The sequence below is a fragment of the Lysobacter sp. yr284 genome (genome assembly GCF_900107375.1).
Lineage (GTDB): Bacteria > Pseudomonadota > Gammaproteobacteria > Xanthomonadales > Xanthomonadaceae > Lysobacter.
In genome coordinates, this window is record NZ_FNPT01000005.1 from 262,171 (window position 1) to 286,334 (window position 24,164).

A 24,164-nucleotide genomic window follows, 5' to 3' on the forward strand; every position below is an offset into this window, starting at 1 on the left:
ATAAGCCCTGGGCGAGAGTTTGCGCCGAGGCGTGGGGCGCGCCATGCCTTCCGGGGCCAGCGGCCCCTCGCCCCGTTGCGACGGTAGGAGCGACGCAAGTCGCGACCGCGGCAACGCGACTACGACGCGACCTGCGCGATGGCTGCGTTTTTGCGGTCGCGACGTGCGTCGCTCCTACAGGGGGCGTACCGCGGCGGCTTTCGTCGTTGTTTTGTGGCGTGTGGAAGCGGGCGATGCCGTTGGATCGCGCCCTTCCGCAACGACGGCAAGCATCACCGCCCCGTCCGCACCGACGCGAGGACGCAACCCGCCCCAGCTCAACCGCCCTGCTTCTCCTGCGCATGCCACGCCGCCAGCACCTCGGCCTCGCGCTGCGCCGACAACCCGGCCTTGGGTTTGGCCCGGCGCTCTTGCGGCAGCTTGCGCCACCACGCCAGGGTGTCGCGCACGGTGTCGCGCAGCGGCCGGTAGCCCAGGCCCGCCGCGCGCGCCTTGTTCACCGAGGTGCGGCCGAAGCCGGCGTACTCGCCGCGGGCGGGAATCCACACCGGCATGTCGCTCCACGGCGCCACTTTCTGCGCTTCGAGGAAATCCGCCGGCGCCCAGGTCAGGGTCGACTTCTTGCCCGCGGCCTTCTGTGATTCGCGCAGCAGCGCGCCCATGGTCAGCGCGCCCGGCTCGGCGTCGGCGTTGTAGATGCCGACGTGGCCGCGCTCGATGCACGCCAGCAGGAACGCGGCGAGGTCGCGCACGTCGATGAACTGGGTCGGGTCCTCGGCGCTGCCGGGCGCGAGGATCTCGCCGCCGCGGTCGGCGCGCGCCGGCCAGTAGGTGAAGCGGTCGCTGTTGTCGCCCGGCCCAACGATCAGGCCCGGCCGCACCACCGTCGTGCGGCCCGGCAGTTCGGCCTCGGCCGCCTTCTCGCACAAGGCCTTGAGGCCGCCGTAGGTCTCGCCGGTGACTTCGGTGACGTTGGGATCGGACAGCACCGCCAGCGCCGAGGTCTCGTCGGACGGCGCGTCGTTCTTGGCGTAGACCGAGATGGTCGAGACCAACAGATACTGCTTGACCTTCGGCGCGAGCGACTTCGCCGAGCGGGTCACGTCGGCGGGAATATAGGCCGAGGTATCCAGCACCGCATCCCACGTGCGCTCGCCTTCCAGCGCCGAAAGATCGGTCTTGCGGTCGCCGTGCAGTTGTTCGATGTCGCGATAGTCCTCGCCGGAGAACTTGTCCGGGTTGGTCTTGCCGCGATTGAACAGGGTCAGGGTGTGCCCGCGCTTGCGCGCGGCTTCGACGAAATGCGGGCCGAGGAAGCCGGTGCCGCCGAGCACCAGCAGTTTCAGCGGTTGCGGCTTGGCGGCGGCGAGCGCGCCGGCGGGCAACGCGAGCAGGCTCGCGGCAGCCGCGCCGGCGGCGAGGAATTCGCGGCGATCGATGGTCATGCGGCACCTCGTGGGTTGGGTTCGGTAACGGAGGAAACGGGGTCGGCCGCGCCCGTCAGGCCGCGTTGCGCGCGCACGATGCTCCAGGCGCCGGCGGTCATGCCGGCGGCGGCGAGCGCGCCGGCGGCGAACACGGCTTGGGTGCCGAGCAAGGCGACCGCCTTGTGCACCCAGACGAAGGCCAGGTCGGTGCCGCGGAACACCGCGGTGTCGATCACCGCCTTGCCTTTGTAGCGCGACGGCCGGTCCATGCGCGTGTACAGCGTCTCGCGCGCCGGCTTGGACAGGGCGAATTCGCTGGCGCGCTGCGCGACCTGCACCACCGCCACCATCATCGGCAGCGGCGAGGCCATCAGCGCGGCGAAGCCGAGCATCAGGATCAACCCCGGCATCAGCAGCGCCGGGGCGACGCCGTGGCGGTCGAGCAGCCAGCGCGTGAGCAACAGTTGGGTCAGGATCGCCAGCAGGTTCACCGCGCTGTCGATGCGGGCGAAATAGCGCGTGGCGGCTTCGGCGCTGGGGTAGAACTCGCGCGCGATCGCCGACTGCTGGTTGTACAGCAGCGTGGCCGCGCCGACGCTGAAAAACAGGGTGATCGCCATCGCCCGCAGCGCCGGCCGCTGCCACACCAGCTTCAGGCCGGCCCAGACCGAACCGCCCATCGCGCCCTCGCCGCTGGCCAGCCCGTGCGCGCGCTCGCGCGCCACCGCCCACGGCCGCAGGCGCACCACGCACAGCACGCACACCGACAGGAACCCGGCCGAGACCAGCAGCAGGTTGGCCACGCCCAGCGGCTGCACCAGCCACTGCGTCAGCATCGGCCCGAGCACCGCGCCGGCGGTGCCGCCGGCGCCGATGTAGCCGTACAGGCGCCGCGCCTGGCGGTCGTCGAACACGTCGGCCATGTAGCTCCAGAACACCGTCACCGCGAACAGGTTGAAGATCGCGGTCCAGACGAAGAACACCATGCCGCGCCCCGGCACGCCGGCGTGGAAGGCCCAGTGGAAGCCGAACAGGCAGACGATGAACACGCCGTACACCAGCGGCAGCAGCGCGCGCCGCGGGAAGCGCGCGACCAGCGCGCCGTACACCGGCTGCAGCGCCAGCATCGCCACGAAGGTGCAGGTGAACAGCACCTGCAGCACGAAGTCCTTGAGCTCCCAGCCGTGGCCGCGCGCGAACTCGATCCAGGCGTGCGGGAACACGGTGGCGGCGTCGGCCGAGGCGCCCATCGCGTCGCGCACCGGGCGCAGCACGTAGTAGCCGCACAGCAGGCAGAAGAAGTAGAGCAGCGACCACCACAGCGGCGGCGTCTGCGACAAGGCGCGACGCAGGCCGCTCATGCGCGCGCTCCGCGCCGGCCAAGCGTCGCCCAGGGTTCATCCCCGCCGCGCCGCGCGCCGTCCGGCGCGCACGCACGACCGCATCCGCACCGCCCGCAAGGCTCGCGCATGGCCGCCACTCCCGTTTCCCGCAGACAAGCTAGCGCTGGGCGAACGGCGGCGGCGTCTGCGGATGGTCATCCCGACCTTCGGCATAGGCCGCGGACGCGTCGCTCAATCGCGCTCCAGCGCCCGCAGCACGTCGGCGCGCTGGGCGATCGGCCGGGACGGATCGATCCGCACCAAGGTCGCGCCGGTGCGCGCCAGCGCCGCGGCCGCCGCGGCGGCGCCGTTGTCGTCGACGAGCACGTACACGCGCCGGCCGGCCTGGCAGCCCGCCGGCGCGTCCTGCGCGGCCTTGGCCAGGGACACGATCAGCCCGGCCTGCTCGGGCGGCTCGGCGAAGGTCGTGGCGAACACCAAGGCGCGCGGATCCTTGCCCGGGTTCGACAGGGCGTCGACGATCCGCCGCTGCTCGGGCAGGTCGGCGCGGCCGGCCTGCAGTTGCACCCGCATCAGTTTCGGCGCGGTCCCGCGTCCGCCGGGGTCCAGGCGCCGGTAGGCTTCGGTGAGGTAATGGTTCCAGGCGCGGTAATCGCCGGTGTCCGGCGCCAGCAGCGGCGCGCGCTGGAACGCCTTCGCCGCCTCCCAGCGCAGTTGTTCCCGGGCGATGGCCGGCGCGGCCCGGACATACGCGCGCTGCAACGCGGCCGCGTAGCCGGGCGCGCGTTGTCCGGTCGCGGCGTCCAGGGCCAGTTCGACGTAGCCGGCGGGACTCAGGTCGCGCCCGTTGTTGTTGGGAATGCTCACCCGCAGCCGCAGAGTGCGCCCGTCCGCGGAGAACGCGTGCGCGCGGCCCCAGCCGATCGAGCTGACCGAACGCGGCAAGGCGCGGATGTAGTCGGCCGGCAGCAACTGCGCCAGGCTCAGTGCGCGCACGCTGCGGCCGGTTGCGCCGTACAGCACGACCACGCGCGGGCCATGGCCTGCTGCGGCGTAATCGTCGAAGGTCGCCACCTGGCCGCTGTCCGACACCACGCTCCACGACGGCGCCACCGGATTGCGTAGCGGCCCGCGCCACACCTGCGCCCAGCCCGTGCCTTGTCGGCGTTCCACCCGCGCTTGCGCTGCGTTCGCGGGCGCAACGTCCTCGCGGGCCGGCAGGGAAACGTCCGCCGACGGCGTCACCGTCAGCCGGTAGCGGCCATTGCCGGACAGGTAAGTCTCCACGCGCGGCGGCAAAAAAGTATCGGCCTGCGCCGGCCGCCACGGCCACAGGCCGGCCAGCGTCAGCGCGAAGGCGCACCCCATCGCATTGCGGTCCATCGGCTCGCGCTCCTCGTCCGCCCGGGCGGCGCGGCCACCTTAGCGCAAACGCTCAGCGCGGCGCCGGCGCGCGCGCCGCCGCGCGCAAGGTCAACCGCGAAATCTCCGGCGGCACCCCGAACCGCACCGGCAGGATGCTGGTGCCGATGCCGGTGGAGACGAACAGCGACTTGCCGTCTTCGACGAGGTAGCCGCCGGCGTAGCGCAGTTGCGCCGGCACCACCGGGGTGCCGAACCACGGCAGTTGCACCTGGCCGCCGTGAGTGTGGCCGGCGATCGTCAGCGAGGCGCGCGGCGGGATTTCGGGGAACAGGTCGGGGTTGTGGGTCAGGGCGATCGCCGGGGCGTCGTCGCTCACGCCGGCGAAGGCGCCGGCGATGTCGTGGCGGGTCTCCCACTTGTCGCCGATGCCGACGATCCACAGCGTGCAGCGCCCCAGCGCCACTTTGCGCGCCTGGTCTTCCAGCACGATCACCCCGGCCGATTCCAGCGCGGCGCGGACCTTGCCGCCGTCCTTCCACCAGTCGTGGTTGCCGAGCACCGCGTACACCGGCTTGCGCGCGGTCAGCGGCTTGAGGTGCGGGGCCAGTCGGTCGGCGGAGATGTAGCTGCCGCCGAGCACGCTGAGGATCACGTAGTCGCCGGCCATCAGCACCGCCGGCGCGTCGCTGGCGACCAGCCGGGCGACGATCTCGTCGAGCTTGTCCAGGCCGTTGTGCGGCGAGCCGGTGTGCAGGTCGGCGACCACGTCCAGGCGCAGGCCTTCGCACTCGCGCGACCAGTGCGGCAGGGCGAAGGCGTAGTCGCGCTCCACCAGCTGCCGCGGTTCCCAGAAGAAGCCCCAGGCCAGGCAACCCAGCGCGACCAGCGTCGCGCCGACGAACAGGCGCTGCAGCCACGGGTTGCGCGGCCACGGCCGCCAGCCGCGCGGGGTCACCCGCGCGCGTCCTTCGCCGTCGCGTCCTTCGCCGCCTCGTCCGCGCCGCCGCGCTGGACCCAGCGCGCCAGGTTCCAGCCGACCACGCCGGCGCCGACCGCGACCGCCGCGCTGATCCCGGCCAACCCGGCCACGCCGGCGCCGGCGCCGCGCAGGGCGACCATGGTGCTGGCGACCATCACGTCGCCGAACCGCCACACCGCGGTGTCGACCGCGTTCTTGCCCTTGTAGCGCAGGGTGCGCGCGGCGCTGGCGAACAGGCTCTCGCGCGCCGGCCCGACCATGCCGTAGGACAGGCCGCGGCTGACCACCAGCGCCACCGCCACCGCCGGCAGCGGGCCGACCAGCCCGGCCGCGCCCGGCGGCAGCATCGCCACCAGCGCGCCGTAGCCGGGGAACAGTTCGGTCAGCGGCGCGTAGGCGTTGCCGACCCACGCCGCCAGGCTCAGCACCGCCACCGTCGCCACCGACCACACCCCGATCACCGCCGCCGCGCCGCGCCGCGACAGCAGCCACGGCGTGATCAGCACCTGGGTGCTGAGCGCGACGATGTTGGTCATCAGGTCCAGGTCGGCGGCGAAGCGGGTGCGCGAGACCGCGTCGGTGAAGGTGGCCTTGGAGTAGTCCACCACCAGCCCGTAGTTGACCGTGCCGATCCAGTCGCCCAGCAGCATCAGGATCGCCATCGAACGCACGAAGGGATTGGCGAAGATCTGCTTGAGCCCGTCGAACATGCCGCCGCCGATCGCCGCCTCGTGCAGGCCCTCGAAGCGGCGGGTGCCGTGCACGCGCGACCACTGCCCCAGCGCCAGCACCAGCACCAGCGCCAACGCGAGCAGGCCGGCGGAGACCAGCAGCAGCGGCGCGACCCCGATCGTGCCGACCAGCTCGCGCGTAAGCGCCGGCCCGACCAGCGAGCCGACCGTGCCGCCGATGGCGATGATCGGGAACAGCCGCCGCGCCTGTCCTTCGCTCCAGATGTCGGTCATGAAGCTCCAGAACACCGACACCACGAACAGGTTGAACACGCTGATCCAGACGAAGAACACCACCCCCAGCGTATGCGCGCTGAGCGGGCCGCCGTCGCCGAACAACGGCACGAAACCGAACAGGCAGGCGATGAAGAAGCCGTACACCAGCGGCACCACCAGCCGCCGCGGGTAGCGCGAGACCAGCGCCGAGAACAGCGGCGTCAGCGCCAGCGTGGCCAGGAACGAGGCGGCGTAGAACCACGGCAGCTGGGTCGAGCCGACCGCGGCGCTGAGCTGGTCGCGCACCGGCCGGATCACGTAGTAGGCGGTCAGCACGCAGAAGAAATAGGCCAGCGACAAGGCCACCGCGCGCCATTCCCCGGTGTGGACCCGTCCGCCGGACAGGGTGGCGCCTTGCACTGCCGACATCGCGTCGCTCCATGAGTGGACCGGCGACGGCGCGCCGCCGGTCCTGCAGATCGTGGTCGGCCGCGCGCCCTGGACGCTTCGTCCCCGGGCCCGCCGCGGCCGCCGCCGCCCCGCGCCGCCGTGCGGCGGCGCGATTGCCGGCACGGTAGCCCAAAGGCCTCGGCCGCCGCTACCACCGCGCGTGGCGCCTGGGCGGCGCCCGCGGTTTCGCGGCGCAAGCCGCGTATCTACCTGTAGCAGCGGCGCAAGCCGCGACCGCGGGGGCGCCGGTCGCGCCGCCTGCGCGGTATCGCGGCCGCAACTCCCACCGCGCCCACGCGCGGATACGCGACCCGCGCCCGCTCCACCGCGCCGGGCCCGCAATGTTGGGAGCATTTACTCTAGCCCCGGCGCTTACGGTCGCCCGATGAGCGCCGCACGCCACGCGGCGCCGCAGCGGGAACCGCCAGTGCCCACCGAGTTCGACTACATCATCATCGGCGCCGGCTCGGCCGGCTGCGTCCTCGCCAACCGCCTCAGCGAAGACCCCGACACCCGGGTGCTGTTGATCGAAGCCGGCCCGCGCGACTACCACCCCTTCATCCACATGCCCGGCGGCATCGCCAAGCTGGTCAACCAGAAGGGCGTGAACTGGGACTACGACACCGCGCCGGAGCCCCAGCTCGACGGCCGCACCCTGTGGTGGCCGCGCGGCAAGGTGCTCGGCGGCTCCAGTTCGATCAACGCCATGTGCTACATCCGCGGCGTGCCCGGCGACTACGACGAGTGGGCCGCGCTCGGCGCCGACGGCTGGAGCTGGAACGACGCCCTGCCCTACTTCAAGCGCAGCGAGCGCAACAGCCGCGGCGACGACGCCCTGCACGGCAGCCTCGGCCCGCTGTACGTGTCGGACCTGCGCCACACCAACCCGCTGTCGTCGGTCTTCGTCGATGCCGCCGAGCAGGCCGGCTACGCCCGCAACCGCGACTTCAACGGCCCGCAGCAACAAGGCTTCGGCTTCTACCAGGTGACCCAGAAGAACGGCGCGCGCTGCTCCAGCGCGGTGGCGTACCTGGACCCGGCGCGCGAGCGCCGCAACCTGCAGGTGGTCACCGGCGCGCTGGTCAACCGCATCACCTTCGAACACGGCCGCGCCACCGGCGTGGTCTACCGCCACGGCGGCAGCGCGCTGCACCAGCGCGCGACCCGCGAGGTGCTGCTGTGCGGCGGCGCGATCAACTCGCCGCAGCTGCTGATGCTCTCGGGCATCGGCCCGGCCGCGCAGCTGCGCAAGCACGGCATCGAGGTGCTGGCCGACGCCGCGCAAGTGGGGCACAACCTGCAGGACCATCTCGACATCTGCACCCTGCACCACGCCACCCAGCGCATCACCTACGACCGCGCCAGCGAACTCAAGGTGATCTTCGACTACTTCCTGCGCGGGCACAGCGGCATCGGCAGCAGCAACATGGCCGAAGCCGGCGGTTTCGTGCGCTCGCGCCACGCCAGCGACGAGCGCGCCGACATCCAGTTCCACTTCGTCCCGGCGATGCTCGACGACCACGGCCGCCACCGCCTGGCCGGCGACGGCTACACCGTGCACGCCTGCTTCCTGCGCCCGCGCAGCCGCGGCCATCTGGAACTGGCCAGCGCCAGCGCCGGCGACAAGCCGCGCCTGCATCCGAACTACCTCGGCGACGCCGAGGGCTTCGATCTGAAGATGACGATCGAATGCGCCAGGCTCTCGCGCGACCTGCTGCGGCAGAAGGCCTTCGACGGCTACCGCGGCGCGCCGATCTTCCCCGCCCGCGACGACCTCGACGACGCCGGCCTGGAAGCCTTCGTGCGGGCCAAGGCCGAGAGCATCTACCACCCGGTCGGCACCTGCCGCATGGGCCGCGACGACGCCTCGGTGGTCGACCCGCAACTGCGCGTGCGCGGCGTCGAAGGGCTGCGGGTGATCGACGCGTCGGTGATGCCGACCCTGATCGGCGGCAACACCAACGCGCCGACGATGATGATCGCGGAGCGCGCGGCGGACCTGATTCGCGGGCGGGGTTGATTCGCAACGGGGTTGATTCGGGATTCGGGATTCGGGATTCGGGATTCGGGATTCGGGATTCGGGAATCGGGAATCGGGAATCGGGAATCGGACCGAGGCTGCCGGCGCTGGCGCGGTTGTGGGAGGGGCTTGAGCCGCGACGCTCTTGTGCCAGACCGCCGCGATCCGACCGAACGGCGTCGGGGCTGAAGCCCCTCCCACAACAGCCTCGCGCCCGCCCTGCTTCGTCGCGGCCCAGCCTCGCACTTCCCCACCACCGAAAAGCCACGTGCCCAGACCGGGCCGCGCTTTGCAGAAAAACAATTAATCCCTGAAAAAACATCAACCTGAATGCGGTTGTTGCCCAACTCCCTGAGATCGGAGCTAGAATCGGGACACCCCGGTCTTTGCAGGCGCTGAGCGATGAAACGCGATCTTTCCCGACGCTCACTCAACCCGTGGCGCCTGGGCGCCCTCGCCGGCCTGCTGACCCTGACCCTCGGCTCGACCGCGCAGACCTCGTTGCGCTGGCAGCCCGCCAATCCGTCCCTGCCCACGCCGGTGTCCACCGATGCGGTCGCGCGCGGCCAGGGCGTCGACGGCACCGCGCCGCAGGGCCTGGGCATCGGCGCGCCGGCCAACGCCAACGTGCGCGTGCAGCCGCTGGCCGCCGGCTTCGACGTGCAGCAGTTCGAAGCCATGGCCCAGGCGATGGTCGCCGACCAGCGCATTCCGGGCATGGCCATGGCCATCGTCCACAACGGCCAGATCCTCAGCGCGCGCGGCTACGGCATCACCGACGTGCGCAACGCCGAGGCGATCGACGCCCACACCGTGTTCCGCCTGGCCTCGCTGTCCAAGAGCTTCGCCGGCACGCTCACCGGCCTGCTGGTCAACGACGGCACCCTGCGCTGGGACAGCAAGGTCGTCGACTACATGCCCGGCTTCCAGATGGTCGACGCCAACGCCGCGCACAACGTCACCGTCGCCGACGTGCTCAGCCATCGCGTCGGCCTCGGCCACAACACCTACGACCGCGACCTGGAGAACTACGCCGACTACCGCGTGCTCACCCAGAAGCTCGCCTACGCGCCGATGACCTGCCAGCCGGGCACCTGCTACGGCTACCAGAACATCGCCTTCAGCCTGATCGGCGACGTGGTGTTCGCCGCCACCGGCGATTTCTACAGCCAGGAAGTGCAGCGCCGCCTGTTCAAGCCGCTGGGCATGAACGACGCCAGCCTCGGCCTGGAAGGCATCACCGCCAGCGCGCGCTGGGCCAAGCCGCACGTGCGCGCGCGCGGCGGCTGGGCCTCGGTGACGCCGAAGCCGACCTACTACCAACTGCCGCCCGCCGCCGGCGTCAACGCCAGCGCCAGCGACATGGCGCAGTGGCTGATCGCCCAGACCGGCCACCGCCCCGACGTGCTGCCGCTGCCGCTGCTGGCGACCCTGCACCAGCCGCTGGTCGATACGCCCAGCGAGATCCGCGGCTCCAGCTGGCGCCGCCAGCGCATCGGTTCGGCCGGCTACGCGCTGGGCTGGCGGGTGTTCGACTACGCCGGCCACCGCGTGGTGTTCCATGCCGGCGCGGTCCAGGGCTACCGCGGCATGGTCGCGATGATCCCCGAGCGCGACCTCGGCATCGCGGTGCTGTGGAACAGCGAGAGCGGCCTGCCGACCGGCCTGCTGCCGACCATGCTCGACCGCGCCATCGGCATGCCGGTGCAGCGCTGGCTCGACGTCGACGGCTTCGACGACCCGGGCCTGTACGCGTCCGAGGGCATCGGCCCGACCCGCGAGGTCAACGGCAGCAACGCGCAGAAGTCGACCGCGGCGCCGCGCTGAGCGCCCGCTGCGGCAGGACATGAAAAGGCCCGCTTCGGCGGGCCTTTTCGTTTGCGACTGTCGCACCCCTCGCTCGCGCTGTCGCAGGAGCGACTCCTGCGCCGTTGCGGGAGGGACGCCCGATGCTGCTGTGGGAGGGACTTCAGTCCCGACGCTTTCCGCTGCGATCGCCGCGACCCGAAAAAAGCCTCGGGACTGCAGTCCTCCCACAAGAACCTGGCCCCTGCCCTCAGCGCGGATCGTTCTCCAGCACCTGCTTGAGCCGGGCCAGCCCCTGCTCGTAGTCCTTGCCGACCATCTTCTCCATCAGCAATCCGAACCAGCGCGCGATCGGGTTGTAGCCGTGGTCGCTGTCCAGCGCCCAGGTCACCCGGGTGCCGTCGCCTTCGGCCGCGAGCGTGTAGCTGGCGGTCGCCCGGCTGCCGTCGAACTCCAGCGCCACGGCGATCTTCTGCGGCGTCGACGCCTCGATGCGCTGGCTGCCGCGCCCGACCGTCTCGCCGTCCCAGGCCATGGCCGCGCCGACGCCGGACGCCGGCCCGGAGTAGCGGTACTTCGCGTCCGGCTCCATCGCGTACCACGGCGACCACTCGTTGAAGCGCTTGAACGAGTCGAGCATGGCGTAGACCTGCGCCGGCGGCCGCTCGATCGCGATCGAGCGCTCGACGTGGGTGGTCGACGGCAACAGCAGCCCGCCGCCGGCGCAGACCAGCGCCAGCAACAGGACCAGATAGAGCAGCCCCTTGAGCAGTGCTTTCACGACGCGGTCCCCTACCGGTGGCGTTGCGCCGATGCTAGCGCCCCGGCGCGGGCAGCGAGGTGAGGATATGGGTTCGCCGACGGAAGGCGGACGCGCCGCGGCGGCGGCGGGAGGCGGCCCTGATCGCGGCCGCGTGCGGGCGCCGACCTGTCGCGGCTCCGCGGGCCGAGCGCCGTGCAGGCGCGCCGGCCAGGCGACGCGACGATCCGCGTCCCCTGAAAGAAAAAACTCTCCCCCCGCCTGGGCTGCGGGGAGAGAGTCGGGTTACAGCTTAATCGGGGCGCTGATTCAGATCAGCGGCGCCGGGGTCGCCGGCATGGCGGCGGCCTTCGGCTTGCGGGCGCGCTTGGCGGCCTTCTTCGGGGCCTTCTTCGCAGCCTTCTTGGCGGTCTTCTTGACAGCCTTCTTCGCGGTCTTCTTGGTGGCCTTCTTCGCCGCCTTCTTGGCGGTCTTCTTCACGGCCTTCTTGGCGGTCTTCTTGACGGCCTTCTTGGCGGTCTTGCGGACGGCCTTCTTGGCGGCCTTCTTCACGGCCTTCTTGGCGGTCTTCTTGGTGGCCTTCTTCGCCGCCTTCTTGGCGGTCTTCTTCACGGCCTTCTTGGCGGTCTTCTTGACGGCCTTCTTGGCGGTCTTGCGGACGGCCTTCTTGGCGGCCTTCTTCACGGCCTTCTTGGCGGTCTTCTTGGTGGCCTTCTTGGCGACCTTCTTAGCGCCGGCCTTCTTGGCGACCTTCTTCGTCGCTTTCTTGGCGGCGGACTTCTTAGCGGCTTTCTTAACGGCCATGGGATGGCTCCTCGTCAGTGGTCGATCAGGGATGATCAGGGTTGTAGCGGTAAGCCCAGTTATAAAGACTCTGTGGTGGCAGAGCCGCGGGAGTCGGACCCGCGTGCAACCGCCGGCGCGCGAGGCGCGTCGGAACGGATCGGGGATCGCGTCCGGCCGTGGCGGCGGCAGGACCGATGGCTGGCCCGCCCAGGTGGCGAGCCGGGGCGGAAGCGGCCGCGCAACCGCGCGGCCAAACAAAAACCCGGGCCGCCGAACGCGTACCGGGTGCATTGCAAGACGCCTGCGATGTCATCGGGACTTTGGATGTCATCGGCGAAGAGAGCGGGGCCAACATTTCTGCAGAGGAAGCGAATCCTGCGTCCACCGTTTTGACTGTCCGGGCGGAGGTTCGATTTGTGCTGCGTGTTGTCGCGCTGGCTGTTCTCACTCTCATGGCAGTAAACGTCTGCTGGGCGAAACCTAATCACGCTTTTTGCAACTGTCAACAACCCCGGCGATTTTTTCTTCGCCGGCCCGACCGGCCCGGCTCGGCCGGCGCGCGCGCGCGCATCGCGCAACAACGCACGCGCGCAGCGAACGCTGCGCGAAAGAATTTCGACGACCACGCTGAAACCCAAGCGTGGCGCGGGTTTCGGCGCAGTCGCGTTTTTTCTTTTCGCGCATCGCGCGATGCGCGCATGCGTTCGCCGACGCACGCGAAGCGTTCGCGGCGACCTGTACCGGAAAGAAAAATTCCCTTCCGCCGACGCCGCCGATTTCGCGTCGCACAAGCCCGAATGCGCGAAAGTGCGCGAACTTTTTTTCCCCGCGACCGGCGTCGGGAAGGTCGGCGGCGACGACCGCCGCGTCGGCGACGGCGCGTGCGAACGCGTCGGCGCGAACTGCACGATGCGCGCGGGCGACGGCGGCCGCGGCGCGCCGACGTCGACGAGCGGCGGTCGCGGTTCGCCGGCGCGAGCGCAGCGTGCGGCGACCGCGCCGGTCGCGCGCGGACGCAGCGGCGACGCCGCCGCAAGCGCATTGGCGGCGGCGCCGCGGCGCGCGCGAAACGCTACGCGAAAGTGGAGCGCGCGCTGCCTGGCCGACGAAGCGTCGTCGTGTCCGGCGGCGCGCGTCGGCGATGCCGGCGGCGACGGCGCGCGCAAGCGAACGCGCCTCGGCGCCGGTGCCGAAGCAGCCGGCGGCCTGCATCGCGACCGCGGCGCGCGACGGCCGCGGCGACCGCGCCGGCAAGCGATCGCGAGCGCGACCGCGCGGTTTTTCCCGCGCGAAAACGATTCGCGCGCGCGGCGAACGCGGCGACGCCGATGCGGTCCTGGCTTATCGGCGCGGCGGCAGCGCCGCGGCGGCGGGCGTCGCCGGCATCGCCCGGCGACGCGCACGCGCCGTGCGCGCCTGCGGTCCGCGCCGCCATCGCGGCGCCGCCGCCGACCCGCACGCGGCCAGCTGCGACGACGGCGCGACGCGCGCGATTGCGTTATCCCGGCGTCAACGGCGCAGCCGTGAATGCCACTTCGTATTCGCATTCGAGTGTCGCTCGGCGGCATGCACGGTGAGCTTTCGGCAGTCGTCGGCACGACGATGCAGCGGACCCAAGCGTGTCGCGGCCGACGCTTCTTCCGCCAGCGGGCGCCGCCGTGGTGGGAAGGTTCGAGTCGCGATGGCTTCGGCGCGGTCGCGAGGAGCGTCCGGCCGCGACGGAAAGAAAAGCATCGGGCCTGAAGGTCCTCCCACAGGAAAGCCACGGCGAGGGACCTTGCCGCCATGGCGGGATCGCCGGTGGTTGTGGGAGGGGCTTCAGCCCCGACGCTTTCGGCTCAGGTCGCGCGGAAGGTTCGACTGCGGCGGAAAGAAAAGCGTCGGGCCTGAAGGTCCTCCCACAGGAATGCCGCGGCGAGGGACCTTGCCGCCATGGCGGGATCGCCGGTGTTTGTGGGAGGGGCTTCAGCCCCGACGCTTCCGGCTCAGGTCGCGCGGAAGGTTCCGCTGCAGAGGAAAGGCTCCGCGCCTGAAGGCCCTGCCGCGCGCTGTCGGCTCCGGCGCTGTCGGCCCGGTCCGCGACGCCCGTGCGGTGACGCCTGCGCGCCGGGCTGCGCGCTCGCAGCGCGCAGCCGATAACGAAACGGGGAGCCAGTCCCGGTGCCGCGTCGCGGTCCGGTCCTGCGCTCCCCGTGGGGCCGTGGCCGATGGTCGGCCGCGGCGGACGGCTCAGTGGTCGTCGTCTTCCAGCAGCTCGGCGTAGTCGTCCGGCGACAGCAGCTCGTTGAGCTGGTCCGGCTCGTCGATGGCGACGGTGTAGATCCAGCCTTCGCCGTACGCGTCCTCGTTGATGGTCTCCGGCTTGTCGGCCAGCTCGGTGTTGACCGCGGTGACGGTGCCGGAAACCGGCGCGTACACGTCCGAGGCGGCCTTGACCGATTCGACCACCGCCGAGGCGTTGCCGGCTTCGACGCGGTCGCCGACGTTGGGCAGCTCGACGTAGACCAGGTCGCCGAGCAGGCCCTGGGCATGGTCGGAGATGCCGACGGTGACTTTGCCGTCGCCTTCGACGCGGGCCCACTCGTGGGACTTCATGAACTTCAGATCGCCGGGAATTTCACTCATGGCAGGGGGCCTCGGACGTTGCGGGGAGCCGCGGATGATGGCGCGTAGTTTAACGATGCTGGCGCGTCATGGGAGGGGGTGACGACGATCGGCGGCGTCGGCGCAGTTCAGGCGCCGCCGCGGCCGGCGCCGCGGTTCAACGCGGCGCCGCGCCGGCACCGGCCAGGAACGGCGCGCGACCGCTGGCCAGCGCTGCGCGCAGCGCGTCGACGCGATCCTGGCCCCAGAACGGCTCGCCGTTCAAGACGTAGCCCGGCAGGCCCGGCAGGTCGCAGGCGATCGCCGCGGCGGTGTTGTCCTGGTAGGCCGCGGCCACCGCGCCGGTGTCGGCCGCGGCGAGGATCGCATCGGCATCGTGACCGGCGTCGCGCAACGCGCGCGCCAGCACCGCGCGGTCGGCGATGTCCTCGTCGTGCGCCCAGATCGCGCGGAACACCGTGTCCATGTACTGCGCCGGATCGCGCCCGGCCCGCGCCAGCGCGATCGCGCAGCGGTCGGCCAGGCCCGGGTCGACCGGGAAGTGCTTCGGCGCCAGGTTCAGCGGCACGTCGCGCTCGGCGCGCGCGCGCTGCAGCTCGACCACGCGATAGCGCTGCCGCGCCGGCGCGCGCTGGCCCAGCGGCAGGCCGCCGTTGGCGGAGAACAGTTCGAAGATGCGCACCGGCTTGTAGCGCAGGTGCGCGCCGGTCTCGCGCGCCAGCGCCAGCAGCGGCGCGTGGCCGAGGTAGGCGTAGGGCGAGATCAGGCTGAAGTAGTAGTCGACGGCGACGCTCATGCACGGCTCCGTTCATGTCGATGCCTGGTGCGGCGCGGGGGCCGGACCGGGAGGGCGGCGGCGCGGCCCGGCGGTGCGCCGGGTCGCTCGCCAACGATGCCCGCCCAGGATCGGGCGGGCCCGGTCGCGCGGATCGGGATCGGGCGGTTCGCGATTGCACGCATGCGAACCGCGCGAACCCGGTCGCGCGAACGCGGATCAGCCGAGCACGCCGTCCTGGGCCTGGCCGTCGCGCACGAACGGGAACTTGACCACGCGCACCGGCACTTCCTTGCCGCGGATGTCCACGCGCACGTTGCCGGCCGCGCCGAGCGCGATCTCGCCGGCCGGCACGCGCGCGAACGCGATCGACTTGCCCAGGGTCGGCGAGAACGTGCCGGAGAGGATCTCGCCGTCGCCGTGCGCGGTCAGCACCTTCTGGCCGTGGCGCAGCACGCCCTTCTCGTCCATCACCAGGCCGATCATCTGCCGCGGCGCGCCGCCGGCCTTGTGCGCTTCGAGCTTGCCGCGGCCGATGAAGTCGCGGCCTTCGTCGAGCGCGACGGTCCAGGCCAGCGCGGCCTCGTACGGCGAGACCGTGTCGTCCATGTCCTGGCCGTAGAGGTTCATGCCCGCTTCCAGGCGCAGGGTGTCGCGCGCGCCCAGGCCGGCCGGCTTGACGCCGGCGGCGAGCAGCGCGTCCCACAACGCCACCGCGCGGTCTTCCGGCACGATCACTTCGAAACCGTCTTCGCCGGTGTAGCCGGTGCGGGCGACGAACAGTTCGATGCCGTCGGCGGTCTGCGCCTGGCCGGCGACGAACTTGCCGAGCTTGCCGATGCGCGCGCGGTCGTCCTCGCGCAGCAGGCCGATCAGTTTCTCGCGCGCGTTCGGGCCCTGCACCGCGATCATCGACAGCTCCGGGCGCTCGGTCACGCTGACGCCGAACGCGCCGGCCTGCTGGCCGATCCACGCCAGGTCCTTGTCGCGGGTGGCGGCATTGACCACCAGGCGGAAATAGTCTTCCTCGTGGAAGTAGACGATCAGGTCGTCGATGACCCCGCCGTCCTCGTTGAGCATGCAGGTGTACAACGCCTTGCCGCTCTTTTGCAGCTTGTCGACCGAGTTGGCGACCAGGCGGCGCAGGAACTCGCGCACGCGCGCGCCGCGCAGGTCGACCACGGTCATGTGGCTGACGTCGAACATGCCGGCGTCGCGGCGCACCTGATGGTGCTCCTCGATCTGCGAGCCGTAGCTGATCGGCATGTCCCAACCGCCGAAATCGACCATCTTGGCGCCGAGTGCGCGATGGGCGTCGTTGAGAATGGTCTTCTGACTCATGGGCGCGGCCTGCTCTGCTGGGTGGGGGTGGGAACGCGGGATTATCCCAGAAGCGCGCGCCGTGCGGGCTTGCCGGATTTCGGTACTGCGGCGAATGGTGGCGGCTTGCGCAGGCAGTTCGACTCCGGCGCGTCGGGCTTGGGTCGCGATGAACGTCCCGCATTGCCGGAAGAAAAGCGTCGGGCCTGAAGGCTCTCCCACAACAGAGCAGGCCTTTCGCATCAAGAAAGGACGGCTGTTGTGGGAGGGCCTTCAGGCCCGACGCCTTGCGATCAGCGCGCCGCGCCGCACGCGGCCCGATCGCACGAAGCGCCGCTCACTCGCCCTCGGCGCCTTCGTTGTAGCACTGCACCTCGGCCGCCTTGATCTCGACGAAGCGGCCCTTGCTGCGGTCCAGCCGCACCGCCCAGCGCACCGCGTCGAAGGTTTCGCGCGCGGCGGCGTTCTCCACCAGGGTATCGACGACGGCGATGACGCCCGGATCGCCGGCGCCGTCGAACAAACAGGTCGAGATCGACACGCGCTCGCCGCGTTGCAGCCGCGGATAAGCGACCACGTCGGTGATCTTCCAGCGCGCTTCGTTGCCGGCGCGGCCGATCAGTTCGGCGGCGTACAGCAGTTGCGAGCGGTCTTCGTTGTCGTCGATGGTGCCGATGCTGCGCGCGCAGATTTGCTCGGCGCTGCGGCCGCTGCCGACGCAGCCGCCGGTGTTGGAGCGGTAGCCGTCCGGATACGGCGGCACCACCCGGCCGATCCAGTCGCGCGTCGCCAGCTTGTCGTCGCGCACCGCCGGCGGCCGGCTCAGGATCGGGCCGCTCGGCACCGGGCCGGCCGACGCCGGCGCGTTCTGCTTCGATCCGCCCTGCGGCGGCGGGTTCTGCATCGGCACGCCGCGGGCCGGCGCGTTCTGGACAGGCGCGTTCGGCGCCGATCCGCTTTGAGTCGATCGGGCCTGGCTCGTCGCGCCCTGGACGGTCTTGTCCTGCATCGGCTTGCGGTCCGCCGGTTTGCTTTGCGCCGGCTTGGCCGGCGTCGGCACGGTCGGCCCGGCCTGCGCGGCCAGGCACAGTCCCAGCGCGCACGCGCCCAGCGCCGCCGACGCGCGTCGGCGCGCCGCTGCGCGCGACCACGGCCTGGCGCAGCGCGCGGCCACGCTCAGCCCGCCGCTTCCACGTGCAGCACCATGGCCTCGGCGGCGACCACGCGCACCAGCGCGCCGGCCGGCAGGTCCGGGCCGCTCACGTCCCAGAACGCGTCGGCGATCTGCACCCGCCCGCGCCCGGCGACGATGCCGCGCTCCAGCGGCACCACCCGGCCGATCAACTGCTCGGCGCGACGGTTGAGCAGCGGCTGGTCGCTGGCCGGTTCGCGCTTGCGGAACCAGCTGCGGTAGACCTGCACCGAGGCGAAGCTGAGCACCACGAACGCGGCGACCTGCACCAGCAGGGTCAGCTCGGGCAAGGCCAGCACCAGCACGAACACCGCCGCCGCGGCCAGGCCGAGCCAGAGCATGAACGCCCCCGGCGCCATCGCCTCGGCCGCGAACAGCAGCAGCGCGATGGCGGCCCAGGCGACGGTCGGCCAGTTCCAGCTCATGTCAGCCTCCGCTGCGCGGCGGGCGCGCATTCGCGCCGCCCTGCTGCTGGGCCATCGCGTCCTTGGCCAGTTCGGCGATGCCGGCGATGGAACCGATCACGCCGGAGGAATCCATCGGCATCATCACGAACTTCTGGTTCGGCGCCTGCGCCAGCGCCTTGAACGCTTCGATGTACTTCTGCGCGACGAAGTAGTTGATCGCCTGCACGTTGCCGGCGGCGATCGCGTCGGACACCAGCTGGGTCGCCTTGGCCTCGGCTTCGGCCAGGCGCTCGCGCGCCTCGGCTTCGCGGTACGCGGCCTCGCGCTTGCCCTCGGCTTCCAGGATCGCGGCCTGCTTGTCGCCCTCGGCGCGCAGGATCTCCGACTGCCGGTGGCCCTCGGCCTCCAGGATGTTGGCGCGCTTCTCGCGTTCGGCCTTCATCTGCCGGGCCATCGAGTCGACCAGGTCGCGCGGCGGCTGGATGTCCTTGAGCTCGATCCGGTTGACCTTCAACCCCCACGGATGGGTGGCCGCGTCGACCGCGTTGAGCACCTTGGTGTTGATCTCGTCGCGCTTGGACAGCGATTCGTCCAGGTCCATCGAACCGATCGCGGTGCGGATGTTGGTCATCACCAGGTTGAGGATCGCCACTTCCAGCTGGGCGACTTCGTACGCCGCCTTCGCGGCGTCCTGCACCTGGAAGAACACGATCCCGTCGACCTTGACCACCGCGTTGTCCTTGGTGATCACGTCCTGGCTGGGGACTTCCAGCACCTGCTCCATCATGTTGATCTTGCGGCCGACGTCGTAGATCACCGGGATCAGGAAATGCAGGCCGGGGTCCATGGTGTGGGTGTAGCGGCCGAAGCGCTCGACCGTCCACTGGTAGCCCTGCGGGACCATGCGCACGGTCTTGAACAACAACACCACGCCGGCGAATACCAAGACCAGCGCCAGAATCGAACCGGCAGCGCCCATGTCGTCCCCCTTCGTCCTTATAGATAGGCGCAGTATAGGCCTTGGCGCCGGCTGCGACCCTTCACGCCCCCGCTGCATCCTTGCCTGGGAATGCCACCCGAACCCATGCCCCTGCCGCCGCCCGCGCCCGCGCCCGACCGGCCCGTGTCGAGCTTCGCCATCGACGTCCCGGAGACGTTGCTGGCGCGCGCCCGCGCCGGCGACGGCGCCGCGTTCGAACAGATCTACCGCTGGTTCGAACGGCCGGTGTTCACCCTGGCGGTGCGCATCGCCGGCGATCGCGACGAAGCCACCGAAGTCCTGCAGGAGACCATGCTCAAGGTGCTCACGCGGATCGGCGACTTCCGCGGCCACCGCGACGGCAGCGGCACGCCGTTCTGGGGCTGGCTGCGCCAGATCGCGGTCAACGAGGCGCTGATGCGCCTGCGCAGCCGGCGCCGCCACGAGCACGCCGACAGCGAGGACGAACACCTGGCCGACGACCGCGCCCCGCCGCCGCCGGCCGCGGCCGACGCCGCCGCGCTCGGGCGCGCGCTGGCGCAACTGCCCGAGGCCACCCGCAGCGTGCTGTGGCTGTACCACGCCGAGGGCTACACCCATGAGGAGATCGCCACGCTGATGCAGCGCTCGATCAGTTTTTCCAAGTCGCAGCTCGCGCGCGGCAGCCGCCGCCTGCGCCAGTTGCTGGAACCGGAGCAGGCCCATGCCTGAGCAGTCCCCCACCCCGTCCGACTGGGCCGGCGCGTTCGCCGCGCTGCCCGCCGAAACGCCGCCCGCCGGCGGCTGGGCGCGCCTGGCCGAACGCCTGGGCGAACCGCCCGTCGCTGCAGTGCCGGCCGCGTCCGTTGCCGCCCGCGCGCGCCGAGCGCGCCAGCGCTGGGCGCTGGCGGCGATGCTGGCCGCGGCGCTGCCGCTGGGCCTGTGGCTGGGCCTGCGCACGCAGCGGCCGGCGCAAGGCCCCGCGTCCGCGCCGCTGGCGCAACAGGCGTCGCCGGCCGCAGCGCCGCAGCGCGATGCGACCGACCCCGCCGCCGCACCGGCGCACGCCGACGGCGCAAGCCAACGCATCGCCGCGACGCCACCCGCACAACGCAGCCGCGACGGCGCCCTCGAACCGCGTCCGACGCCGGCCCCTGCAGCGGCTGATACGACCCGACCGGCCGACGCCGCGACCCGCGAACGGCGCCTGGCCACGACCGCGAACGCACCGCAACCGCGCGCGGCCGCCGCGGCCCCGTCCGGCGCGACCGCATCGGCGGCCTCGCACGATGCCGCCCGCGCCTCCGACGACGCCCGCCTGGCCACGCAGCTGCGCGAACTGCAGGCCGAGTCGGCCCAGCTCGAAGCGCTGGTGGCCGCCGCGCGCGACGAACGCGTCGCCAGCGCCGCCGCCGCGGTCATGAGCGCCGACCTCGACCAGCGCCTGCGCCTGATCGACACCGCGCTGATCGACGGCGCCCTGCCGGCGCCCTCGCGCGTGGCGCTGTGGCGCGAACGGGTCGACTCGCTGCGCGCGCTGGCCGGGGTGGAAAGCACCCAGCGCTGGTTCGCCGCGCGCGGCGGCGAGCGCTACGACGGCGCGCTGGTGCGCGTGGACTGAGCGCCCGATGCCGATGCCCGCATCCACCCTGCCCGATCGCGCGATGCCCGGCTGCGGCCCGACGTCCGCTATCGCGTCCCCGAACCGCAACGCCCGCCGCATTCCATTCATGCCCATCCGCCCGGAGGCCGTCATGTCGTCCCATTTCCTGCTCCCCGCTGTGCTGGCCGCTGCGGTCGCCGGCGCGCTCGCGGCGCCCGCCGTCGCTGCGCCGGCCGCCGCCGCCCCGGTGCGGACCGACACCTATAGTTATGTCTACCGCTACAGCGGCGACGGCGCGCCGCCGCAGCTGCTGGCGCAACTGACGCCCGAGCCGCCGCGCGGCGGCGCCCATTCGCGCGACGCCATGCCGCGGCCGATGCCGTTCGGCCCGGTGTTGATCAGCGACAACCAACGCCGGCCGCAGCTCGGTGTGATCCTCGCGCCGGACGCGCGCAGCGGCGTGTCGATCCTCGCCGTCACTCCCGGCAGCGCGGCGGCGCGCGCCGGCCTGCACAGCGGCGACCGCCTGCTCGCGGTGGACGGCCGCAAGATCGCCGGCGCCGACGGCGACGCGCGGCTGGGCAACGCGCGCGAACTGCTGGGCGCGCTCAAGCTCGGCAAGTCCGTGCGCATCCTCTACCAGCGCGGCCAGCAGCAAGCCACGCTCGAGGTCGAGCCGCAGGCCGGCGAGCGGGTGATGATGTTCCGCAACGTCGACGGCAGCCAGTACGTGCTCAACACCGAGGTGCGCAGCATGCGCATCGACCGCGACGGCCGGGCCGGCGCCGGCGAGGCCGGGGTCGCGGTGGCGCCGGGCGTGCGCACCGAGATCTACCGCATCGGCCCGGACCTGGACTGCGACGGCAAGGATAAGAGCAAGCGCGCGGCCTGCAACATGCCGCTGATCAGCGAGGCGATGCGCTGGAACGGCCTCAACCTGGCCTCGGTCGATCCCAAGCTCGGCCGCTACTTCGGCGCCCAGCGCGGCGTGCTGGTGATCAGCGCGCCGCTCGAGCTCAAGGGCCTGGAGGCCGGCGACGTGATCCAGAGCGTCGACGGCCGCGCGGTCGACACGCCGCGCGAGGCGATGGACGCGCTGCGCGGCAAGCGCGAGGGCGCCCAGGTCGAGATCGGCTACCTGCGCGACCGCAGCAACGCCAAGCTCAAGCTGACCGTGCCCAAGGCGGTGGCCTGGGTGCCGCCGCCTCCGCCTCCGCCGCCGCCGCCCGCTCCGCCCGCGCCGCCGGCGCCGCCGACACCGCCTGCGCCGTCTGCGCCGCCGGTCGCGCCCGCTCCGCCGCCCCCGCCGCCCCCGCCGCCGCCGCCCCCGCCTCCGCCGCCGCCGCCGCCGCCGCCGCCCAAGGGCAAGATCGTGGCGGCACCGCCGGCGCCGCCCGCGCCGGTGCAGCTTGCGCGCAGCGCGCAGGGCTACCGCGTCGATTGAACCGCGTCGATCCGGCCGGGCCGCACCGATCGCGCAGACGCGACGCGCGGCCTGGATCGCGAGGGTCGGATCGTAAGAACTGAGTCGCGCGGTTCAAGCCGCGGGATTCGGGCCGCACGATTCGGCTCTGGCGGCCTCAGATCGCGCCGCGTTCCCCACTTCCCCAATCGGGGCCGGCCGCCAAGCGCGCCCGGCCCCATTTTTTCGCGCCGCCAACGGCGCGTTCGCGCTGCCGACAGCGGCCACCCCGCCAATCCACGTTCGCGCCGCGAACGACACGAAGCAAAGAAAAGGCCGGGCATCCCTGCCCGGCCCGTTCCGATCGTCGCTCGGGCACCTGCGCTCCTGCGCGGGGCTGGCCGGGAATGTTCTTCCGCCCCGCGCCGCTTACTCGGCCGGCGCCGCGACCACCCACTTGGCGAACACCGCGTCGATGTCCTTGTCGGCGACCTTCTTGCCCTCTTCCAGCTTGCCGGCCTGCTCGAACAGCGGAATGATCATCGCCATGCCGTCGACCTTGGTCTTCAGCCGCACGCCCGGGGCCTTGCCCAGATAGCGCTCCCAGCGCTGGCGCACCTTGGCCCAGTAGCCCTGGGTCGCCTGCCAATAGGTGTAGGCCGGCTTGAAGTCCACATCCTTGGTTTTGACGTAGTCGTTGAAGCCGAACTCGCGCGCTAGTTCTTCCTGGCTGCCGTCGGGCTTGCGCAGCACCTTGGTGTTGAACTGCTCGTGGGTCCAGCCGTTCGGGGTCAGGGTGTGGCGGTTGATCGCGACGATGGCGTTGTAGTCGCTGCGCTTGGTGTACTCGCGTCGCGGCAGCGGGCGCCAGCTCGGGTCGCTGGTCCAGGTGGCGTTGCCGTGGGCGTAGTCCCAGCGGCCGGTGCCGCAGTAGCGCGGCGCGTCGCTGACCTCGAACACGCACTGGGTCCAGGCGCCGCGGTTGAGCCCGGCCGGGATCGTGCGCACCTGCCAGGTCTGGTCGGCGCTGAATTCGAAGCGCTGCGGCGCTTCGAACGTCCAGTCCTGGCGCCAGTGCTTGGTCACGTGGCCGCTCTTGCCGTCGACCAGGATGTGCTGCAGCACCAGCTTGGTCGGCGTGTCCTCGACCACGATCACGGTCTCGTTGCCGCCGCTGCGCATGGCCGGCCCGCGCTCGTAGCCGGGCTTGAGCAGCACGGTTTCGTCGAAGGCGAAATCGACCAGGTACTCGCCCTGCATCGCCAGGATCGAGGCGCGGTCGCGGGCCGGGTCGGCGGTCGGGGCGGGGTTGGATTGGGCCAGCGCCAGCGGGCTGGAGAACAGGCAGATCGCCAGCGCGCTGGCACGGAAATGACGGGGATTCATGAGGTCTGGATTGGCTCTTTGGCTGTAAGGGAAATAAGGAAACGCAAGCAATGGCAGCGGCGGTGCGCGCTCAGCGCCGCGCCGCGTCGGCGGCCGAAGCCAGGCAGCAGCAGGCGTCGGCGCATTCGTCCAGGCGCGCGCCCTCGCCGGCGGCGATGCGCCGCGCCTGGGCCAGGCCCAGCGGCGACAGCGCGGCCGGGTCGGCGAGCAGCACGCAGTGGCCGTCGGCATCGCGCAACACCCGCAACCGCAGCGCCTGCGCGCGGCGCGCGCCGCGCAGGCGCCGCCACCAGCGCGCCAGCGCCGGGACGACGGCCGGACGGATCGGGCCGGCCGCGTCCGGCAGCGCCGCGGCGACGTCGTCCCAGGCGAGGAAGTCGCTGTCCGGCAGCAGGTACAGCCGCCAGCATTCGCGCCCGCCGCCGTCGCGGAAACGCAGCGCTTCGCCGCCGGCGTCGCCCAGGCGTTGCGCGCTGCGCGCCGCCAGCCAGCCGTCGAGGGCGTCGCGCTGGCGGCGCGGATGCACGCACAGCACCGTCGCCACCGCCGCCAACCGCTCCGGCGCGGGCAGCGCGGCGCGCGCGTCGCCGCGATCGGGCAGCAAGACGAAGGCGGACGCCGGCGCGGCGCGCAT

Annotated in this window: 21 protein-coding genes; 5 read left to right on the forward strand and 16 right to left on the reverse strand. The window is 71.9% G+C overall.

Annotated features, from left to right (window positions below; translation table 11 throughout):
* Positions 1-317: 317 nt before the first annotated feature.
* The 5 genes from BLV01_RS11090 to BLV01_RS11110 all read right to left on the reverse strand — a co-directional run bounded on the left by BLV01_RS11090 (position 318) and on the right by BLV01_RS11110 (position 6,490).
* The gene (locus tag BLV01_RS11090; protein ID WP_091798863.1) at positions 318-1,445 is read right to left on the reverse strand and encodes an NAD-dependent epimerase/dehydratase family protein; all 1,128 of its coding nucleotides are present in this window, start codon (positions 1,443-1,445) and stop codon (positions 318-320) included.
* Positions 1,442-2,788: an NTP/NDP exchange transporter gene (locus BLV01_RS11095; RefSeq protein WP_091798866.1), complete on the reverse strand. Its 1,347-nt coding sequence runs from the start codon at positions 2,786-2,788 to the stop codon at positions 1,442-1,444. The genes BLV01_RS11090 and BLV01_RS11095 overlap by 4 nt, the downstream gene beginning before the upstream one ends.
* A 213-nt stretch (positions 2,789-3,001) precedes the next feature.
* Positions 3,002-4,153 carry a hypothetical protein gene (locus BLV01_RS11100; protein ID WP_091798869.1) on the reverse strand — a complete coding sequence of 384 codons (1,152 nt, stop codon included), beginning with the start codon at positions 4,151-4,153 and terminating at the stop codon, positions 3,002-3,004.
* 52 nt (positions 4,154-4,205) lie between these two features.
* Positions 4,206-5,090 (reverse strand): metallophosphoesterase, encoded by an 885-nt coding sequence (locus tag BLV01_RS11105; RefSeq protein WP_175485858.1) that lies wholly within the window; start codon positions 5,088-5,090, stop codon positions 4,206-4,208.
* Positions 5,087-6,490, reverse strand: a complete 1,404-nt coding sequence (locus tag BLV01_RS11110) for an NTP/NDP exchange transporter (RefSeq protein ID WP_091798875.1) — start codon at positions 6,488-6,490, stop codon at positions 5,087-5,089. The genes BLV01_RS11105 and BLV01_RS11110 overlap by 4 nt, the downstream gene beginning before the upstream one ends.
* A gap of 448 nt (positions 6,491-6,938) precedes the next feature.
* Between BLV01_RS11110 and BLV01_RS11115 the strand changes: the two genes are divergently transcribed.
* Together BLV01_RS11115 and BLV01_RS11120 are read left to right on the forward strand one after the other, a co-directional pair.
* A complete protein-coding gene (locus BLV01_RS11115) occupies positions 6,939-8,531 on the forward strand; it encodes a GMC family oxidoreductase (RefSeq protein ID WP_254782601.1) in 1,593 nt (530 codons plus the stop codon).
* A gap of 402 nt (positions 8,532-8,933) precedes the next feature.
* Positions 8,934-10,358, forward strand: coding sequence for a serine hydrolase domain-containing protein (locus tag BLV01_RS11120; RefSeq protein WP_091798882.1), 1,425 nt, complete (start codon positions 8,934-8,936; stop codon positions 10,356-10,358).
* A 229-nt stretch (positions 10,359-10,587) separates the two neighbouring features.
* Here BLV01_RS11120 and BLV01_RS11125 read toward each other — a convergent pair whose 3' ends face one another.
* The 9 genes from BLV01_RS11125 to BLV01_RS11160 all read right to left on the reverse strand — a co-directional run bounded on the left by BLV01_RS11125 (position 10,588) and on the right by BLV01_RS11160 (position 19,160).
* Positions 10,588-11,118, reverse strand: a complete 531-nt coding sequence (locus BLV01_RS11125; protein WP_175485860.1) for an SRPBCC family protein — start codon at positions 11,116-11,118, stop codon at positions 10,588-10,590.
* 288 nt (positions 11,119-11,406) lie between these two features.
* The gene (locus BLV01_RS26255; RefSeq protein ID WP_175485861.1) at positions 11,407-12,174 is read right to left on the reverse strand and encodes a hypothetical protein; all 768 of its coding nucleotides are present in this window, start codon (positions 12,172-12,174) and stop codon (positions 11,407-11,409) included.
* A gap of 189 nt (positions 12,175-12,363) precedes the next feature.
* Positions 12,364-13,095, reverse strand: a complete 732-nt coding sequence (locus BLV01_RS25405) for a hypothetical protein (RefSeq protein ID WP_139178619.1) — start codon at positions 13,093-13,095, stop codon at positions 12,364-12,366.
* Between the two features lie 1,017 nt (positions 13,096-14,112).
* Positions 14,113-14,508, reverse strand: a complete 396-nt coding sequence (gene gcvH / locus BLV01_RS11135) for a glycine cleavage system protein GcvH (RefSeq protein WP_091798891.1) — start codon at positions 14,506-14,508, stop codon at positions 14,113-14,115.
* Between the two features lie 136 nt (positions 14,509-14,644).
* A complete protein-coding gene (locus BLV01_RS11140; protein WP_091798894.1) occupies positions 14,645-15,283 on the reverse strand; it encodes a 2-hydroxychromene-2-carboxylate isomerase in 639 nt (212 codons plus the stop codon).
* A gap of 198 nt (positions 15,284-15,481) precedes the next feature.
* On the reverse strand, positions 15,482-16,603 hold the full coding sequence (gcvT, locus tag BLV01_RS11145) for a glycine cleavage system aminomethyltransferase GcvT (RefSeq protein ID WP_091798897.1): 1,122 nt from the start codon (positions 16,601-16,603) through the stop codon (positions 15,482-15,484).
* A 316-nt stretch (positions 16,604-16,919) separates the two neighbouring features.
* Positions 16,920-17,756 carry a hypothetical protein gene (locus tag BLV01_RS11150; protein ID WP_091798901.1) on the reverse strand — a complete coding sequence of 279 codons (837 nt, stop codon included), beginning with the start codon at positions 17,754-17,756 and terminating at the stop codon, positions 16,920-16,922.
* Positions 17,757-17,758: 2 nt separating this feature from the next.
* The gene (locus tag BLV01_RS11155; protein WP_091798904.1) at positions 17,759-18,199 is read right to left on the reverse strand and encodes an NfeD family protein; all 441 of its coding nucleotides are present in this window, start codon (positions 18,197-18,199) and stop codon (positions 17,759-17,761) included.
* Position 18,200: 1 nt separating this feature from the next.
* On the reverse strand, positions 18,201-19,160 hold the full coding sequence (locus BLV01_RS11160; protein WP_091798907.1) for an SPFH domain-containing protein: 960 nt from the start codon (positions 19,158-19,160) through the stop codon (positions 18,201-18,203).
* Between the two features lie 105 nt (positions 19,161-19,265).
* Here BLV01_RS11160 and BLV01_RS11165 point away from each other — a divergent pair, with 105 nt between their 5' ends.
* From BLV01_RS11165 to BLV01_RS11175, 3 genes are all read left to right on the forward strand, one after another.
* Complete coding sequence (locus tag BLV01_RS11165) at positions 19,266-19,871, forward strand: RNA polymerase sigma factor (RefSeq protein ID WP_091798910.1); 606 nt, start codon at positions 19,266-19,268, stop codon at positions 19,869-19,871.
* Positions 19,864-20,760 carry a hypothetical protein gene (locus tag BLV01_RS11170; protein ID WP_091798913.1) on the forward strand — a complete coding sequence of 299 codons (897 nt, stop codon included), beginning with the start codon at positions 19,864-19,866 and terminating at the stop codon, positions 20,758-20,760. The genes BLV01_RS11165 and BLV01_RS11170 overlap by 8 nt, the downstream gene beginning before the upstream one ends.
* Positions 20,761-20,893: 133 nt before the next feature.
* Complete coding sequence (locus BLV01_RS11175; RefSeq protein WP_217633489.1) at positions 20,894-22,186, forward strand: PDZ domain-containing protein; 1,293 nt, start codon at positions 20,894-20,896, stop codon at positions 22,184-22,186.
* A gap of 387 nt (positions 22,187-22,573) precedes the next feature.
* Here the strand turns inward: BLV01_RS11175 and BLV01_RS11180 are convergent, their stop codons facing one another.
* Entirely contained in the window at positions 22,574-23,530 is a 957-nt protein-coding gene (locus BLV01_RS11180) for a DUF6607 family protein (RefSeq protein ID WP_091798920.1), read from the reverse strand.
* 70 nt (positions 23,531-23,600) lie between these two features.
* Positions 23,601-24,164: a hypothetical protein gene (locus tag BLV01_RS11185; protein ID WP_091798922.1), complete on the reverse strand. Its 564-nt coding sequence runs from the start codon at positions 24,162-24,164 to the stop codon at positions 23,601-23,603.

Bases quoted from the DNA above. Each gene is read 5' to 3' on its own strand.
- BLV01_RS11110 (WP_091798875.1), bottom strand. From the start codon at position 6,490: ATGTCGGCAGTGCAAGGCGCCACCCTGTCCGGCGGACGGGTCCACACC.
- gcvT (WP_091798897.1), bottom strand. From the start codon at position 16,603: ATGAGTCAGAAGACCATTCTCAACGACGCCCATCGCGCACTCGGCGCC.
- BLV01_RS11180 (WP_091798920.1), bottom strand. From the start codon at position 23,530: ATGAATCCCCGTCATTTCCGTGCCAGCGCGCTGGCGATCTGCCTGTTC.
- BLV01_RS11160 (WP_091798907.1), bottom strand. From the start codon at position 19,160: ATGGGCGCTGCCGGTTCGATTCTGGCGCTGGTCTTGGTATTCGCCGGC.
- BLV01_RS25405 (WP_139178619.1), bottom strand. From the start codon at position 13,095: ATGCAGGCCGCCGGCTGCTTCGGCACCGGCGCCGAGGCGCGTTCGCTT.
- BLV01_RS11090 (WP_091798863.1), bottom strand. From the start codon at position 1,445: ATGACCATCGATCGCCGCGAATTCCTCGCCGCCGGCGCGGCTGCCGCG.
- BLV01_RS11095 (WP_091798866.1), bottom strand. From the start codon at position 2,788: ATGAGCGGCCTGCGTCGCGCCTTGTCGCAGACGCCGCCGCTGTGGTGG.
- BLV01_RS11120 (WP_091798882.1), top strand. From the start codon at position 8,934: ATGAAACGCGATCTTTCCCGACGCTCACTCAACCCGTGGCGCCTGGGC.
- gcvH (WP_091798891.1), bottom strand. From the start codon at position 14,508: ATGAGTGAAATTCCCGGCGATCTGAAGTTCATGAAGTCCCACGAGTGG.
- BLV01_RS11170 (WP_091798913.1), top strand. From the start codon at position 19,864: ATGCCTGAGCAGTCCCCCACCCCGTCCGACTGGGCCGGCGCGTTCGCC.
- BLV01_RS26255 (WP_175485861.1), bottom strand. From the start codon at position 12,174: ATGCACCCGGTACGCGTTCGGCGGCCCGGGTTTTTGTTTGGCCGCGCG.
- BLV01_RS11165 (WP_091798910.1), top strand. From the start codon at position 19,266: ATGCCCCTGCCGCCGCCCGCGCCCGCGCCCGACCGGCCCGTGTCGAGC.
- BLV01_RS11175 (WP_217633489.1), top strand. From the start codon at position 20,894: ATGTCGTCCCATTTCCTGCTCCCCGCTGTGCTGGCCGCTGCGGTCGCC.
- BLV01_RS11185 (WP_091798922.1), bottom strand. From the start codon at position 24,164: ATGCGCGCCGCGCCGGCGTCCGCCTTCGTCTTGCTGCCCGATCGCGGC.
- BLV01_RS11155 (WP_091798904.1), bottom strand. From the start codon at position 18,199: ATGAGCTGGAACTGGCCGACCGTCGCCTGGGCCGCCATCGCGCTGCTG.
- BLV01_RS11100 (WP_091798869.1), bottom strand. From the start codon at position 4,153: ATGGACCGCAATGCGATGGGGTGCGCCTTCGCGCTGACGCTGGCCGGC.
- BLV01_RS11140 (WP_091798894.1), bottom strand. From the start codon at position 15,283: ATGAGCGTCGCCGTCGACTACTACTTCAGCCTGATCTCGCCCTACGCC.